5 protein-coding genes are annotated in these 17547 nt (G+C 72.4%); 3 read left to right on the top strand and 2 right to left on the bottom strand.

Features of this window, described 5'->3' with window-relative positions:
• Nucleotides 1–10 precede the first annotated feature (10 nt).
• Nucleotides 11–1615 carry an aspartate aminotransferase family protein gene (locus OG241_RS39270; RefSeq protein WP_405822416.1) on the bottom strand — a complete coding sequence of 535 codons (1605 nt, stop codon included), beginning with the start codon at nucleotides 1613–1615 and terminating at the stop codon, nucleotides 11–13.
• A gap of 268 nt (nucleotides 1616–1883) precedes the next feature.
• Here OG241_RS39270 and OG241_RS39265 point away from each other — a divergent pair, with 268 nt between their 5' ends.
• Both OG241_RS39265 and OG241_RS39260 read left to right on the top strand, forming a co-directional pair.
• Nucleotides 1884–2345, top strand: a complete 462-nt coding sequence (locus tag OG241_RS39265) for a flavin reductase family protein (protein WP_405822415.1) — start codon at nucleotides 1884–1886, stop codon at nucleotides 2343–2345.
• Between the two features lie 87 nt (nucleotides 2346–2432).
• The gene (locus tag OG241_RS39260; RefSeq protein ID WP_405822414.1) at nucleotides 2433–2846 is read left to right on the top strand and encodes a YybH family protein; all 414 of its coding nucleotides are present in this window, start codon (nucleotides 2433–2435) and stop codon (nucleotides 2844–2846) included.
• Between the two features lie 83 nt (nucleotides 2847–2929).
• Here the strand turns inward: OG241_RS39260 and OG241_RS39255 are convergent, their stop codons facing one another.
• The gene (locus OG241_RS39255; protein ID WP_405822413.1) at nucleotides 2930–3340 is read right to left on the bottom strand and encodes a YybH family protein; all 411 of its coding nucleotides are present in this window, start codon (nucleotides 3338–3340) and stop codon (nucleotides 2930–2932) included.
• 302 nt (nucleotides 3341–3642) lie between these two features.
• Here OG241_RS39255 and OG241_RS39250 point away from each other — a divergent pair, with 302 nt between their 5' ends.
• Complete coding sequence (locus OG241_RS39250) at nucleotides 3643–17538, top strand: SDR family NAD(P)-dependent oxidoreductase (RefSeq protein ID WP_405822411.1); 13896 nt, start codon at nucleotides 3643–3645, stop codon at nucleotides 17536–17538.
• Nucleotides 17539–17547: the final 9 nt, after the last annotated feature.

Genomic DNA, 17547 nt, shown 5'->3' with positions numbered 1-17547 from the left:
GCCCCGCTCCCTACCCGGCAGGCAGCGCCAAGGGGCGCCGGTAGCCGTCGCGGATGATGTCGCAGGTGTCGCGCAGTGCTGTCTCCAGCAAGGTGATGTCGTCGTCCGACAGCAGGACGGACGGCTCGAAGCGCAGGGTGTCGGGGGAGCTCGCGGTCGGGAAGGTGCGCAGCCGGTGGCCGCGCAGCAGGTGGCCGGCGACGAGGTAGCCGAACAGGCCGGCCCCGGCGGCCTCGGCGATCGGCGGGACCGGGGCGCCCGACTGGTCGTGGAACTCCAGGCCCAGCATCAGGCCGCGGCCCCGCACGTCCTTGACGACCTCGGGGAAGTCGTCGCGTACGGAGTTCAGCACGGCCAGCAGCCGGTCGCCCAGGTCGGCGGCCTTCCGGTAGGCGGCGCCGTCGTCGGCCTCCAGGAGTTCGAGGACCTTGAGGGCGATACGGCTGGAGAAGCCGTCCTTGGCGAACGTCGAGCTGTGGATCAGCTCGAACTGGCCCTGGTAGCGCGAGCCCCGTACGAGGAGCACCGAGATCTTGGCGAGGCCGCCGCCCAGACTCTTGGCCAGGGTGTAGTAGTCGCCCCGCAGCCCCAGGCGGGTACCGGCCAGGAAGTCACCGGTGCGGCCCATGCCGCTCTGGATCTCGTCCACGATGACCGGTGCGCCGACCTCCGCGCAGACCTCCCGTATCTCCCGGACGAACTCCGGTGACAGTTCACGGATACCGCCCTCGCCCTGGATCGGCTCCAGGACGAACGCGCAGATGACGGGCGCCTCGTGCTCGGACAGCCGGACCCGGCCGTTCTCCACCACCAGGCCGAGCAGCGTGGCGCGCTCCTCCTCGACGATCTTGCGGAGCGCGCCCGGATCGTCGAGCGGAACGAACCGGGCCTGCGCCGCCAGGGCCTGGAACGGGACCCGGTAGCCCTCGTTGTGGGTGAGCTGGACCGTACTGACCAGCTTGCCGTGGAAGGAGCCCTCCGGGGTCAGGAAGAGCGGTGGGCGCTCGGCCTGGACCGTGTTGAGGGCGGTGATGTGGTCGACGAGTTCGTCCATCGCCATGTCGGCGGCGGCGCGCACGCCCAGGCCCACGCGGGCGAAGACCTCAGCCGGTACGGTCGCCGAGCCGGCCCGTACGGCGTCGCGCGCCGCGGCGAGACCGCTGTCGACGGACTCCAGGAGGGCGGCGAGGCGGATGCCCCGGTCGAGTTCGGCGTGCTTGACCGCGGCCTCGTTGGCCTCGGCGCCGGTGTTGGCGAAGACGGCGTAGAACGGCTCGTCGTCGCCGGTCTCCCGGCTGATGATCCGGTTCAGGGCGAGCGCCAGTTCCGCGGCCTCCGGGTGCAGCGAGAACTGTGCGTGAACCGGAGTTCCGGAGTCCAGAAGTTCCTTCGCGTACGCGGTGATCGCGGGGTTGTTGTGGCCCAGCATGAGCGAGCCGTAGCCGCCCGCGTAGTCCACGACGGGGATCTCGCGGCCGTCCTCGCCCCGTTGGTAGAGAGTGTTTCCCTCGGCTCTGACGTATTCGGCGTCAAGGCCCGCCGAGGCGAGTACGGCCCCCAGGTGGGGTTCCGCCAACTGCGGTTCGCCGACTGTGCTGTTCGGTTCATCGGTCATACGGCCAACATCGCTGAACGCGTGCCAGTGGGCGGTCACGGAGCGGTCATCGGGATGTCGGCCCGGCCTGAGGTCCGGCGATTACTTGGCGATTGAGCGCGGGAAAGTGCCGTGCGGATACTTTGTCGCTCGTCCAGCCCTTTATCGCGTAGGGCCGTCGACCCGAATCCAAAGAGGGGAAATGACTCCTGCATCCGCAGAGCTCGAACCCGCAGTATCGCGGACGGGACTACGCACGTCTGTCGAGGCCTCTTCCCTGCGGGAGGTGATGTCCCAGTTCGCCACCGGCGTCACCGTCCTCACGGTGGGCGGCGACCACATCCACGCCATGACCGCGAACGCTTTCAGCTCGGTGTCGCTCGCCCCGCCGACCGTGTTGGTCTCCATCGCGCACAGCGCCGTCATGTACGAGGCGATGACCAAGGGCGGGCACTTCGGTGTGAACGTCCTGGCGGCCGGACAGGAGTCACTGGCCCGGCACTTCGCGGACAAGAAACGCACACTCGGCGCCGCTCAGTTCGACGACATCCAGTGGACGCCGGGCCGGCGGACGGGCGCTCCGCTCCTGGCCGGCGCGCTCGCCTGGCTGGAGTGCGACGTGACCGACGCGCATCTCTCCGGCGACCACACGATCTTCGTCGGCACCGTACTGGACTGCCGCCGAGGCGGCGACGACGCGGCGCTGACGTTCTTCGACGGGAAGTTCGACCGCGCTCCGCGGGCCGCCTGAAGACTCCGCACGCCCTGACGGCGCGCGGATGCACGAAACCAGCAGGACAAGACCAGCAGAGCAAGACCATCAGAGGAGCTGCCACTCATGACCGCTGCCACTCCCGACGTCGACCTGTACAGCCTTGAACTCACCGATGACCCGGAGGTCCAGAACGACGTCTTCCTGAAGATCTTCAACTCGGGCGACGGCGCCGCCTTCGACAGTCTGTACCGGGACGACGCCATCTCCAACCTGTCCGGCGGCCCGCTGACCGGCGAGGCGCGCACCAAGGCCATCATCGAGATGCTCGCCCAGGGCCCGACCCTGAAGTCCGTCGTCCGGCATTCCTACACCGCCGACGACGTCACGCTGATCGTCGTGGACTTCGAGCTGGGGCTGCCCGGCGAGAACGGCGAGCTGATACCGGTCAAGGGCTCCTGCACCGACGTCATCCGCCGTGTCGAGGGTGACAAGTGGATGATGGCCGTGGATCGTCCGGTCGCCGACCTCCCCGCCTGACCCGCACGGCGTCATCGCACCACACGTAACAGGACGAGGCCGGGCTCCCCTTGGGGGACCCGGCCTCGTCGGTGTGTGCGCGGTCAGTCGCGGGGTTCCTCGCCGAACGGGTCGTCGACGGCGTAGAGCCAGGAGCCGTCCGCCTGCTTGCGCAGCACGTCCAGGCCGACGCCTCGGAGACTCTCGCGGCCGGAGCCGCTCTCCGCGTTGACCTCCATGGTCCAGTCCACGACGAGCAGGGTCGTGTCGCCGGTGACGTAGGCCTCGCGGACGTCCGTCTCGATGCGCGGCTGTGTGGTGGCCAGGAAGTCCTTGATGGCGGCCCGGCGCGCGTCGCCGCTCACCGGGTTGCCCTTCTCCCACACGATGATTCCGGCGTCGGTGTAGCAGGAGTCGACGCCTTCGGCGTCACCCGCGTTGAAGGCGGCGACATACCGGTTGAGATGATCTTCGAGCTCCTTGGGGAGCTCTACGGCCGTAGCGTTGTTCGACATTCTCGTGTTCCTCCGGAAGATGCGGACGGAAAGCGTGAGGGACGGCGAAAAGCTATCCGCAAGCCGTGAATCAGGGGTTCATCGCGAGGTAACACCGCGCCCCGCAAGCGGCGGAACCCATTCCGATCTCTGATTACCGCGTTGTGATCATGCGTTGGACGTCCAGAACGCCGACGTCCATACCGTGAATTCCGAGGATTCAGGTCCTGAGGGATTCGGGTCTTCAGATCTTCAGGTCTTCAGGCTTCAGGGATTCACGGTTCGGGCCGTTTGTGAGACGCAGCAGGAGAGGGCAGTCGACAGTGACGACGAGCGAGCACGACACCCACGCGGAACCCACCGGGGAGAGCGCTGCCGGGCACCGGGGCGAGCCCATTGCCGTCATCGGCATGTCGTGCAGGCTTCCCGGAGCCGGCGGTCCGGCCGCGTTCTGGGACCTGCTCTCGCGCGGCGACAGCGCCATCACCCCCGTACCGGAGGGGCGTTGGGGCCCGGACGGCGGTTCCCTCGGCGCCGGGCGTGGAGGGTTCCTGGACGCCGTCGACGGGTTCGACGCCCCGTTCTTCGGCATCTCACCGCGCGAGGCGGCGGCGATGGACCCGCAGCAGCGGCTCGTGCTGGAGCTGGTCTGGGAGGCCCTGGAGGACGCCGGGGTCGTCCCCGCCACCCTGCGCGGCAGCAGGACCGCGGTCTTCGTCGGCACCCTGCGCGACGACTACACGGGCCTGCTGTACCTGCACGGTGCCGAGGCCGTCACCCAGCACACCATGACCGGCGTCAACCGGGGTGTGATCGCGGGCCGGGTCTCGTACCACCTGGGTCTGCACGGGCCGAGCATGACGGTGGACTCCGCCCAGTCGTCGTCGCTCGTCGCCGTCCACCTGGCCTGCGAGAGTCTGCGGGCCGGCGAGTCCGCCACCGCGATCGCCGCCGGGGTCAACCTCAACCTGCTCGCCGAGAACGTGGTCACCGAGTCCCGCTTCGGCGCCCTGTCGCCCGACGGGACCACGTACACCTTCGACGCCCGCGCCAACGGCTTCGTGCCCGGCGAGGGCGGTGGTGTCGTCCTCCTCAAGCCGCTGAGCCGGGCCCGCGCCGACGGAGACCGGATCTACGGCGTGATCCACTCCAGCGCCGTCAACAACGACGGTGCCACCGACGGTCTCACCGTCCCCAGCGCGAGCGCCCAGGAGGCTGTGCTGCGGGAGGCGTACGACCGTGCCGGGATCGCCCCTCACGAGGTGCAGTACGTCGAACTCCACGGCACCGGCACCCCGGTCGGGGACCCGCTGGAGGCCGCCGCGCTGGGCGCCGCACTCGGCACAGGGCGGGGCGTCGACAACGCGCTGCGGGTCGGTTCCGTCAAGACCAACATCGGTCACCTCGAAGGCGCGGCGGGTATCGCGGGCCTGATCAAGACGCTGCTGAGCATCCATCACCGCAGGCTCCCGGCGAGCCTGAACTTCGAGACCCCCAACCCCGGGATCGCGCTGGACGCGCTGGGTATCGCCGTACAGCGTGAGCCGACGGCGTGGCCGGACGAGGACCGTCCGCTGGTCGCGGGCGTCAGCTCCTTCGGCATGGGCGGCACCAACGCCCACGTCGTCGTCTCCGAGGCCCCGGCCCCGGCCTCGGACCCGGCCCCGGCGCCGGTCCCGGCGGCCCCGCCCCTGCTGCCGTGGGTCGTCACCGGCTTCGACGAGGACGCGCTGCGCGCCCAGGCCGGGAAACTGCGTGCCTTCGCCGCCGGGCGCCACGGAGTGTCCGCCGAGGAGACCGGCCGGGCGTTGGCCACCACCCGGGCCTTCCTGGGCCATCGGGCGGTCGTCGTCGGGGGCGACCGGGAGGCGCTGCTCGGCGGCCTGGACGCGCTCACCGCCGACGCTCCCGTCGCTCCCGGGGCCTCGGTCGTCTCCGGGGCCGTACGGCCCGGCGGGGTGGCGTTCCTCTTCACCGGGCAGGGCGCCCAGCGCGCCGGTATGGGCCAGGAGCTCTACGCGGCGTTCCCGGCGTACGCCGCCGCCTTCGACGAGGTCGCCGCCCACCTCGACCCGCTGCTGGGGCGGCCGCTCGCCGGGATCGTCGGGGACGGCGACGCGCTGGACGGGACGGGCTTCACCCAGCCCGCGCTGTTCGCCGTCGAGGTCGCCCTCTTCCGCCTCGTCGAGTCGTGGGGGCTGCGCCCCGACCAGCTCGCCGGTCACTCCGTCGGCGAGCTGGCCGCGGCCCATGTCGCGGGTGTGCTCTCGCTCGCCGACGCCGCGAAACTGGTCGCGGCCCGGGCGCGGCTGATGCAGGCACTGCCGACGGGCGGCGCGATGATCGCCGTACAGGCCACCGAGGAGGAGGTGCTGCCGCTGCTCGCGGGCCGCGAGGCCGTACTCGCCGTCGCCGCCGTCAACGGGCCCGACGCCGTCGTCCTGTCGGGTGACGCGGACGCGGCCACCGAGGTCGCCGCCGAGCTGGCCGCCCGGGGCCGCCGGACCAGACGCCTGGCCGTCTCGCACGCCTTCCACTCCCCGCACATGGACGCGATGCTCGCGGAGTTCCGCGCGGTCGCCGCCTCCCTCGACTACGCCGAGCCGGTCATTCCGGTCGTCTCGACCGTCACCGGGGAGCCGGTGACCGCGGGGGAGTTCACCTCGCCCGACTACTGGGTCCGGCAGGTCCGCCGCCCGGTGCGTTTCCTCGACGCCGTCCGCACCCTGGAGAGCGCCGGCGTCCGCACCTTCGTGGAGCTGGGCCCCGAGGCCGTCCTGTCGTCCCTCGCCGTGGACGGCGTCGTGGACGCCGACGCCGTCGCCGCCGTACCGCTGCTGCGGGCCGGCCGCTCCGAGACGCTCACCGCGCTGACCGCCCTGGCCACCGCGTTCACCCGGGGCGCGGAGACCGACTGGAGCGCCCTGTACGGCGGCCGGTCGGCCTCGGCGGGGACGGCCCGCGTCGAGCTGCCGACGTACGCCTTCCAGCGCCGCCCCTACTGGCTGGACGGTGTGCGCAGGGCCCCCGCCCCGCTGCCGTGGGCCGCCTCCGACACCTCCAACACCGCCCCGGCCGCCGGGGCGGCTCCGCGCGGCGAGCTGGGCCGGCGGCTGGCGGCGCTCGGCGCGGCGGAACGCGGGCGCGCTGTCGAGGAACTGCTGCACACGCACATCGCGGCGGTCCTGGAGGACGGGTCGGGCCGACGCGTTCCCGCCCACACTCCGTTCAGGGAGCTGGGCTTCAGCTCCCTGATGTCCACCGAGCTGCGCGGCGCGCTCGCCCGGGCCACCGGTCTCAGGCTGCCCGGCGGGCTGCTCTTCGACCACCCGACACCGCGGGCCCTGGCCGAGTTCATCGAGGCCGAACTCCTCGGCGCGGCGGGCGCCTTGACGGCGGACGACACAGTGGCGGCCACCGACGGCGAGGCCGTCGCGATCGTCGGCATGGCCTGCCGGTACCCGGGCGGGGTGGCCTCGCCCGAGGACCTGTGGAACCTGGTCGCCCGGGGCGGCGACGCCGTCACCGGGTTCCCGGCCGGCCGCGGCTGGCCCGAGGACCTGTACGACCCGGACCCGGACCGGCCCGGCCACAGTTCCGTGCGCCACGGCGGTTTCCTGCACGACGCGGGCGAGTTCGACGCCGCGTTCTTCGGGATCTCCCCGCGCGAGGCCCTGGCCATGGACCCGCAGCAGCGCCTGCTCCTGGAGACCGCGTGGGAGAGCGTCGAACGTGCGGGGATCGACCCGGCGCGGTTGCGGGGCACGCGCACCGGGGTCTTCGTCGGCGCGACGGCCCTGGAGTACGGGCCGCGCATGGACGACGCCCCCGAGTCCGTCCAGGGCAGCGTGCTGACCGGCACCACGGCGAGCGTCATGTCCGGCCGTATCGCCTACCAGCTGGGTCTGGTGGGCCCCGCCGTCACCATCGACACCGCCTGCTCCTCCTCGCTGGTCGCCCTGCACCTGGCGATCCGCTCCCTGCGCTCCGGCGAGACCACTCTCGCCCTCGCGGGCGGCGCCAGCGTCATGTCCTCGCCTGGCATGTTCGTGGAGTTCTCCCGCCAGCGCGGGCTGGCTCCCGACGGCCGCTGCAAGCCCTTCGCCGAGGCCGCCGACGGCACCGGCTGGTCCGAGGGCGTCGGCCTGCTCGTACTCGAACGACTGTCTGACGCGCGGAAGAACGGCCATCGCGTCCTCGGGGTGATCCGGGGTTCCGCTGTCAACCAGGACGGTGCCAGCAACGGTCTGACGGCCCCCAACGGCCCGTCCCAGCAGCGCGTCATCCAGCAGGCGCTGGCCGACTCCGGCCTGCGCGCCGCCGACGTGGACGCCGTCGAGGCCCACGGCACCGGCACCCGTCTCGGCGACCCCATCGAGGCCGAGGCCGTCAAGGCCACCTACGGCGCCGGGCGCGACGGCTCCCGCCCGCTGTACCTCGGCTCGCTGAAGTCCAACATCGGGCACACGCAGGCCGCGGCCGGTGTGGGCGGCGTCATCAAGATGGTCCAGGCGATGCGCCACGGGGTGCTGCCCCGGACGCTGCACGTGGACCGGCCGAGCAGCCATGTCGACTGGTCCGACGGCACCGTGGCCCTGCTGACCGAGGCCCGCGAGTGGCCCGGGGGCGAGCGGCCTCGCCGCGCCGCGGTCTCCTCCTTCGGCATCAGCGGCACCAACGCCCACGTCATCGTCGAGGAGGCCCCGCCGGCCACCGCGCCGCCCGAGCGTGTATCTGGCGTGCCTGTCGCATCCGCCGTACCTGCCGCGTCCGCCGCAGCCGCCGCGCCCGCCGAGTCGGTGCCCGTCGTCGCCGTACCCGTGCCGTACGTTCTCGCGGCCCGCGACCAGGACGCGCTGCGCGCACAGGCCGCTCGGCTGGCCGCGTACGTGTCCGCCTCCGCGGCCGATCCGACGGAACCAGCTGACCCGGCTGATCCGGGTGCTCCGGGTGCTCCGGGTGCTCCGGGTGCTCCGGGTGCTCCGGTCAATCCCGCCGATCCAGTCGACCTCACCGGTCTGGGCTTCTCGCTGGCCACGACCCGTACCGCCTTCGAGCACCGGGCCGTCGTCCTCGCCGCCGGGGCCGAGGAGCTGCGCCTGGGGCTCACCGCGCTCGCCGAGGGCGCCTCGGCCCCGAACACCGTCACCGGCGACGCCGGTACGGCGGGCCGCACCGCATTCCTGTTCACCGGTCAGGGCGCCCAGCGGGCCGGCATGGGCCGTGAACTGTACGAGGCCCACCCGGTGTTCGCCGCCGCCCTCGACGAGATCTGCGCCGCCTTCGACGGACTCCTCGACGTGCCGCTGCGCGACGTGCTGTTCGGTACGGGCGCCGGCGCGGGGCTGATCGACCTCACCGCGTACACCCAGCCGTCGCTGTTCACGGTCGAGGTGGCCCTCTTCCGGCTGCTGGCCCATCACGGGCTGGCCCCCGACCTGTTGGCCGGGCACTCCATCGGCGAACTCGCCGCCGCCCACGCCGCCGGAGTCCTCTCCCTCGAGGACGCCGCGAAGCTGGTCGCCGCCCGGGGCCGGCTGATGGGGTCCGCGCCGGCCGGCGGCGCGATGATCGCCGTCGAGGGCACCGAGGAGGAGATCGCGGCCTCCCTCGCCGGACACGAGTCCGCCGTGTCCGTCGCCGCCGTCAACTCCCCTTCCTCCGTGGTGATCTCGGGCGACGCGGACATCGCCGGGCGGATCGCCGGGACGTGGCGGGCGGCAGGCCGCCGCACCCACCCGCTGTCCGTCTCGCACGCCTTCCACTCGCCGCACATGGACGGTGTCCTCGACGAGTTCCGCGACCTCGCCGCCGAACTCACCTTCCACGCCCCGCGTATCCCGATCGTCTCCACGGTGACCGGCGAGACGGCCACCACCGAACAGCTCACCTCACCCGACTACTGGGCCCGCCAGATCCGCGGGACCGTCCGCTTCTCCGACGCCACCCGCCGCCTCACGGCCGAGGGTGCCACCGTGCTGGTCGAGGTCGGCCCGGACGCCGTCCTGTCCGCACTGGCCCGGCGCACCCTGGCGGACGACCCGTCCGTCACCGTCGTACCGCTGCTGCGCGCCGGCCGCCCGGAGACGGAGACCTTCACGGCCGCGGCGGCCCAGGCGTACGCCTCGGGGACGCCGCTCGACGTCGCCTCCTTCTTCCCCGGCGGGCACCTCGTCGACCTGCCCGTGTACCCCTTCCAGCGCGCGCACTTCTGGCTGAACGCGACCCCACGCACCGACGCGCGCAGCCTCGGCCTCGATCCGTCCGCGCACCCGCTGCTGAGCACCGCCGTGGAGTTCGCGGAGCGTGCGGACGCGCTGTTCACCGGCCGAATCTCCCGTGCCGCCCAGCCGTGGCTGGCGGACCACACCATCGTCGGCGCCGTCATCGCACCGGGGACCCTGTTCCTCGAACTCGCCGTCGCCGCGGGCGAACACATCGGCGTCCCCCAGGTCGCGGAGCTGGCTCTGGAGGCGCCGCTGCCGCTGCCCGAGCGCGGAGCCGTCCGCGTCCAGGTGGCGGTGAGCGCGCCGGACGGGGACGGGCACCGTCCGTTCACCGTCCACGCGCGCCCGGACGGTGACGACCGCACCCTGCCCTGGACCCGGCACGCCACAGGCGTCCTCGCTCCGGCCTCCGCCGCACCACCCGCCGACGAGGACCTCGTTTCCTGGCCCCCGGCCGGCGCCGAGCCCGAGGCCCTCGACGACGTCTACGCCCGGCTGGCCGCCCTCGGCTACGACTACGGCCCCGCCTTCCAGGGCCTGCGTGCCGTCTGGCGGCGCGGCACCGACGTCTTCGCCGAGGTACGGCTGCCCGACGCGTACGCCGACAGCGCCGCCGCGTACGGACTGCACCCCGCGCTGCTCGATGCCGTGCTGCATCCGCTGGTGCTGGACGCGGGCGCCGACAGCGACCCCGCGCACATCCGGCTGCCGTTCAGCTGGACCGACGTCACCCTGCACGCCTCGGGCGCCGCCGAACTGCGCGTCCGTATCTCCGTCGCGGGGTCCGGCAACGCCACGATGACGGTCGCCGACACCGCCGGGGTCCCCGTGGCCGCCCTGGGGCTCACCCTGCGCGCGGTGCCCAGGGACCGCCTCGCCCTCGCGCCGCAGGACGCCGCCGCCTCGCTGTTCACCGTGGAGTGGACGGACGTGGCGCGGTCCTCTGCGGACACCTCCCTCACCTGGTCCGAGGTCGACGAATCCGTCGGCTCCCTCGGCTCGGTCGATCCGGCGGACGTGGTGGTCGTCCGGGTGCCCCACGGCACGGACGGCTCGGACGGCTCGGGCGATCCGCGTCCCGTCACCCGGCGGGTGCTGCGTCTGGTCCAGGAGTGGCTGGCCGAGGAGCGGTTCGCCGACTCGCGGCTCGTCCTGGTGACGCGGGGCGCCGTCGCGGCGCGGCCCACCGACGACGTGGACCTCGCGGGGGCCGCCGTCTGGGGGCTGATCCGCTCGGCGCAGTCCGAGCATCCCGACCGCATGACGCTGATCGACCTCGACGGCGATGGCGACAGCGCCAGTGGAGCGGTGGCGGATTCCTGGCTGGCCGCCGCGCTCGCCACTCGCGAGCCTCAACTCGCCTTGCGGGAAGGCAAGTTGACCGCCCCCCGACTCACCCGTTCCCCCGCCGCGGCCGGGCCGCGTGTCTCCTTCGACGCGGACCGGACGGTCCTTGTCACCGGTGGCACCGGTGGGCTCGGCGCCCTGTTCGCCCGCCACCTCGTGACCGAGTACGGGGTACGGCACCTGCTGCTCAGCAGCCGCCGGGGCCTCGACGCCCCGGGCGCCGCCGAACTGGCGGAGGAACTGACCGAGTTCGGCGCCGAGGTGACCGTGGCCGCCGCCGACGTCAGTGACCGGGAGGCCGTCGCGGCGCTGCTCGCCTCGGTGCCGGCCGCGCATCCGCTGACCGCCGTCGTGCACACCGCCGGTGTCCTGGACGACGCGATCGTCCAGTCCCTGACCGAGGCCCAGTTGGACGCCGTACTGCTGCCGAAGGCGGACGCCGCCCGGCATCTGCACGAGCTGACCCGCGACCTGGACCTGGAGCTGACGGCCTTTGTGCTGTTCTCCTCGGTCTCCGGCCTCACCGGTACGCCGGGCCAGGCCAACTACGCGGCTGCCAACACCTATCTGGACGCGCTCGCCCAGCATCGTGCCGTCCACGGTCTGCCCGCCACCTCCCTCGCGTGGGGCCTGTGGGACGGCACGGCCGGTATGGGCGCGACCCTGACCGAGGCCGACATCGCCCGCTGGACACGGGCCGGCCTGCCGCCGCTCACCCCCGAGCAGGGCCTGGCGCTGTTCGACCTGGCGCTGGCCGGTGAACAGCCGCTGCTGGCGCCCATGGCGCTGGACGCGGGCCGGATCGCGGCCACCGACGCGCCGGTCCCGGCGCTGTACCGCGGCCTGGTGCGAACCCGCCCGCGCCGCGCCACGCCGTCCGGCGCTGCCGCCGGGGCGGGCGGGGCGGTGTCCGGCTGGGCGCGGCAGACCGCCGAACTGCCCGAGGCCAAGCGCGCGGACGCCGTCCTGACCCTGGTGCGCGCCACCGTCGCGGCGGTGCTCGGCCACTCCGGTGCCGGCGCCGTGGACCCGACCCGCGCGTTCAACGACATCGGCTTCGACTCGATGGCGGGCGTGGACCTGCGCAACCGGCTCGCCGCCGCCACCGGCCTGCGGCTGCCTGCCACGGCGGTCTTCGACCATCCGACGCCGGCGGCGCTCGCCGCGTACGTGCTGACCAGGGTGGTGCCCGCCGAGGCCCCGAGGGCCAGGCCGAAACGCCGTGCCGGGACCCGCGAGGACGAGCCGATCGCGATCGTCGGTATGGCGTGCCGCTTCCCGGGCGGGGTGTCCTCGCCGGACGACCTGTGGAACCTGGTGGCCAACGGCGCCGACGGCATCAGCGAGTTCCCCGCCAACCGTGGCTGGGACCTGGAGAAGCTGTACGACCCGGACCCGGACCACACGGGCACCTCCTACACCCGCGAGGGCGGCTTCCTGCACGACGCCGACCTGTTCGACCCCGAGTTCTTCGGGATGTCGCCACGCGAGGCGACCGCGACCGACCCCCAGCAGCGCCTGCTCCTGGAAACCGCGTGGGAGACCTTCGAGAGCGCGGGCATCGACCCGGCCACCCTGCGCGGCAGTGCCACGGGCGTGTTCACCGGTGCCATGTACGACGACTACGCGTCGCGTCTGGCGGCCACACCGGAGGAGTTCGAGGGCTTCCTGCTCGCGGGCAACCTGTCCAGCGTCCTGTCCGGCCGTCTCTCGTACACGTACGGCCTGGAAGGTCCGGCGATCACGGTCGACACGGCGTGCTCGTCGTCGCTGGTCGCGATGCACATGGCCGCCGGCGCGCTGCGCAACGGCGAGTGCGACCTCGCCCTCGCGGGCGGGGTGACGGTCATGAACAGCCCGCACACGTTTGTGGAGTTCTCCCGTCAGCGGGGTCTGTCGGTCGACGGTCGCTGCAAGTCCTTCTCCGAGGACGCGGACGGCACCGGCTGGTCCGAAGGCGTCGGCCTCCTCCTCGTCGAACGACTCTCCGACGCGCAGAAGAACGGCCACCCAGTCCTCGCCGTCATCCGCGGTACGGCCGTCAACCAGGACGGCGCCAGCAACGGCCTCACCGCACCCAACGGACCCGCACAAGAACGCGTCATCCTCTCCGCCCTCGCCAACGCCGGACTCACCACCACCGACGTGGACGCCGTCGAGGCACACGGCACCGGCACGCGTCTGGGCGACCCCATCGAGGCGCAGGCCCTCCTCGCCACCTACGGCCAGAACCGCCCAGTCGACAAACCCCTCTACCTGGGCTCACTCAAATCCAACATCGGCCACGCCCAGGCCGCGGCCGGTGTCGGCGGCGTCATCAAGATGATCCAGGCGATACGCCACGGAGTCCTGCCCCAGACCCTCCACGCCGACCAGCCCTCCACCCACGTCGACTGGGACGCGGGCGCCCTGTCCCTGCTCACCGAGGCCCGGCAGTGGCCCGAGACCGGAGGCCGGCCCCGGCGCGCGGGCGTCTCCTCCTTCGGCATCAGCGGCACCAACGCCCACGTCCTCATCGAGGAACCCCCGGTCACGGAGGAGCCGGAGGAGAACACCGAGCGGTCCGCCGCTCCCTCCACCGTGCTGCCGTGGATCATCACCGGCAAGGACGAGAAGGCCGTACGCGACCAGGCCGAGCGGCTGCACAGGTTCGTCGAGGCGAAACCGGAGCTGGCGGCGGCCGACGTCGCGTACTCGCTGGCCGCCGGACGCGCGCTGCTCGACCAGGGGGCCGCAGTCCTGGGCGACAGCCGCGAGGCCCTGCTCAAGAGCCTGGCCACGCTCGCCGGTTCGACGGACGGCGAGCGGATCGGAGGCCTGGTCAGTGCTCGCACCACCCGCCCCGGCAAGGTCGCCTTCCTGCTCACCGGCCAGGGTGCGCAGCGGCTCGGTATGGGGCGCGAACTGTACGAGACCAACCCCGTGTTCGCCGAGGCGCTGGACGAGGTGTGTGCGCGGCTGGACCCGGAGCTGGCCACCCGCCCCGTCAAGTCGGTGCTGTTCGCGGATACGACGTCCGCCGATGCCGCGTTGATAGACCGGACGGCTTTCACGCAGGCCGCGCTGTTCGCGGTCGAGGTCGCCCTGTTCCGCCTCTTCGAGCACTACGGTGTCCGCCCGGACTACCTCCTCGGGCACTCCCTGGGCGAGGTCACCGCGGCCCACCTGGCCGGGGTCCTCGACCTGCCGGACGCGTGCATTCTGGTCGCCGAACGCGGTCGGCTGATGCAGGCCGCCCGCGAGGGCGGGGCGATGGCCGCGATCCAGGCCACCGAGGACGACGTACGCGCGTCCCTCCTTCCCTACGGCGAGGAGCACGTCACCGTCGCGGGCGTCAACGGCCCGCGTGCCATGGTGATTTCCGGTGACGAGGACGTCGTCGAGCAGGTCATGGAGGACTGGCGGGCCAAGGGCGCCCGGGTCGGGCGGCTGACCGTCTCGCACGCCTTCCACTCCCCGCACATGGAGGAGATCCTCGACGAGTTCCGTGACATCGTCTCGGGCCTGACGTTCCGGGCCCCCGAGATCCCGGTCGTCTCCAACGTGACCGGTGTCCTCGCCACCGACGAGGAACTGACGTCGCCCGACTACTGGGTCCGCCATCTGCGCGGCACCGTCCGGTTCCACGACGGCGTGCGGTTCCTGGAGGCCGAGGGCGTCACCGAGTACCTGGAACTGGGTCCCGACGGTGTCCTTACCGCCCTGGCCGAGGCGTGCCTGACCGAGGAGGCAGGCGCCCTCACCCCGGCGCTGCGGCGCGGTCGGTCCGAGGCGGAGACGGTCGCCGCCTCGCTGGCCCTGTTGCGGCTGCGCGGTGCCACCCCGGACTGGAGCAGGGTCTTCCCCGGTGCGCGGAGGGTGGAACTGCCGACGTACGCGTTCCAACGCCGGCGGTACTGGCTGGACAGCCCCGACGCGCCGCTCGACGCGGCGGGCCTGGGCCTGACCGCCTCCTCGCACCCGCTGTTGGGCGCGGCCGTGGGCCTGGCCGACCGGGACGCCCATGTCCTCACCGGGCTGCTGTCGCGGCGCACGCACGGCTGGTTGGCCGAGCACGCCGTGCACGGCGTCGTCCTGGTGCCGGGCACCGCCCTGGTCGAACTGGCGGTACGCGCCGGTGCGCAGACCGGCGCCGGGACACTCGCCGAACTGATGCTTTCGGCGCCGTTGGTGCTGCCGGAGCAGGGTGGCGTACGGATCCAGGTCGCCGTCGGCGAGGCCGACAGCACCGGCAACCGGACCGTGGAGATCTACTCCCGACCCGAACAGGACACCCAGGCAGGCGAGTTGCCCTGGGTGCGTAACGCCACCGGCACCCTCACCCCGTCAACCGTCACAGCCGAAGCCGGGGAGTCTCTGGCGGTGTGGCCGCCGGCGGGCGCGGAGGAGGTGTCACTGGAGGGCGTCTACGACCGTCTGGCACACCTCGGTTACGCCTACGGGCCCGCCTTCCAGGGCCTCACCCGCGCCTGGCGCGGCAACGGCGAGATCTTCGCCGAAGTCGCCCTGCCCGAAGGCCCACACAACGAAGCCGGCCACTACCTGCTCCACCCCGCACTCCTCGACGCCGCCCTGCACACCCTCCTCCCCGGCGTGGTCGGCGAGAAGGGGCAAGCGAGGCTTCCGTTCGCCTGGTCGGGTGTCTCCGTCCACGCGGAGGGCGCCGCAGCGATCCGGGTCCGGTTCGCGGTGACCGACCAGGAGTCGGAAACGCTGGAGGCGTCACTGACGGTGGCGGACGGCACCGGTGCCCCGGTGATGACCGTCGATTCGCTGCTGCTGCGCCCCCTGTCGGAGAAAGCGCTGCGCGAGGCTGCCGCCGCCTCCACCACCGCCCCGGACGGCCTGTACGCAGTGCGCTGGAACCCCCTCCCCCAGACCGACACCACGACCGTCAACAGCACCGGCCCGTGTGAGGTGCTGGAAGCCGTGTCCGGGGGCCGGTCAGCTCGGGAAGTCCTGCACGACACCCTGCACGCAGTCCAGGACTTCCTCGCCGACGAGAGCAGGGCGGACAGAACGCTTCTCGTCGTCACCCGGGGTGCCGTCGCCACTCACGGCGAGGACATCACCGACCTCCCCGCCGCCGGCATCACCGGACTCATCCGAGTCGCACAGACCGAAAACCCCGGCCGGATCGTCCTGGCCGATGTGGAGCCCGGCACCGAAATCCCGACCGCCGCCCTCCTCACGACAGGCGAACCCCAACTCGCCCTCCGCGGCGGCACCTTCCTCGCCCCACGCCTCACCCGCGCCAGTAATACCGACTCCGAACCGCCCCGCTGGGACCACGGCACCATCCTCATCACCGGCGCCACCGGAACCCTCGGCACCATCCTCGCCCACCACCTCGTCACCACCCACGGCGCAAAAAACCTCCTCCTCCTCTCACGACGCGGCCCCAACGCCCCCGGCACCACCGAACTCACCACCCACCTCACCCAACTCGGCGCCCACAACATCACCATCACCGCCTGCGACGTCACCAACAAGCAAGCCCTGACCGACGTCCTCGAACAGATCCCCGCCGACCGACCACTCACCGCCGTCATCCACACCGCCGGCACCCTCGACGACACCATCCTCACCGACCTGACACCCCACCAACTCGACACCGTCATCGCCCCCAAAACCGACGCCGCCTGGAACCTCCACGAAGCCACCCACGGACTCGACCTGCACAGCTTCGTCCTCTACTCCTCCATCGCAGGACTCATCGGCAACGCCGGACAAGCCAACTACGCCGCAGGCAACACCTACCTCGACGCCCTCGCCCAACACCGCACCGCCCACAACCTCCCCGCCACCTCCCTCGCCTGGGGCCTCTGGAACCAGACCAGCACCATCAGCGGCGAACTGAACAACACGGACCTGCGCCGCCTGGCCCGGCTGGGACTCAAGCCGCTGGCCACCGATGAGGCGATGCAGCTGTTCGACGCGGCCACCACGGGAACCGAACCACTCCTCGCCGTCAGCCGCCTGGACCTCAGCGCCCTGCGCAGCGCGGGTGACGCACTGCCACCGCTGTTGCGTGGTCTGGCCCCTGCGGTCCGCCGCCGCTCAGCGGCCGCAGGCGGTTCGGCCGACGGTCACGCCTCCGGCCCCTCCTTGGCGCAGCGCCTCGGCACGCTGTCCGAGGAGCAGCGCGAGCAGACGCTCATCGACCTCGTACGCACCCAGGTCGCCCGCGTCCTCGGACACGCCGACGCCAACTCCATCGAGGCCGACCGCGCCTTCCAGGACCTCGGCTTCGACTCGCTCACCGCAGTCGAACTACGCAACCAGCTCAACACCGCAACCGGACTACGACTGCCCAGCACCCTCGTCTTCGACCACCCCAACCCCACCGCACTCGCCTCACACCTGCGTCGGCAGATCAGGGTGGAGACGGCTTCGGCCCCCGGCTCGGCCACCGAAGCGTCGGTCGGGTCCGTCGTCGACGAGCTGAACCGGCTGAAGGCCGCCATTCGGACGGCCGTCTCCGAACCGGCGGCGTACGAGCGGGTCGCCGAGCAACTGCGTGAGCTGCTGGGCGTCGCCGAGGAGGCGGGCGGCAGGACGGCGGTCGACGAGGCACCGGCCGACGACGATCTGGACCGCGCGAGCGATGAGGAGCTGTTCGCGCTCCTCGACGACCTGGACTGACCGGTCTGG

The sequence above is a fragment of the Streptomyces sp. NBC_01390 genome (assembly GCF_045040105.1).
GTDB lineage: Bacteria > Actinomycetota > Actinomycetes > Streptomycetales > Streptomycetaceae > Streptomyces.
This window is presented reverse-complemented; position numbering and strand designations above follow the sequence as displayed.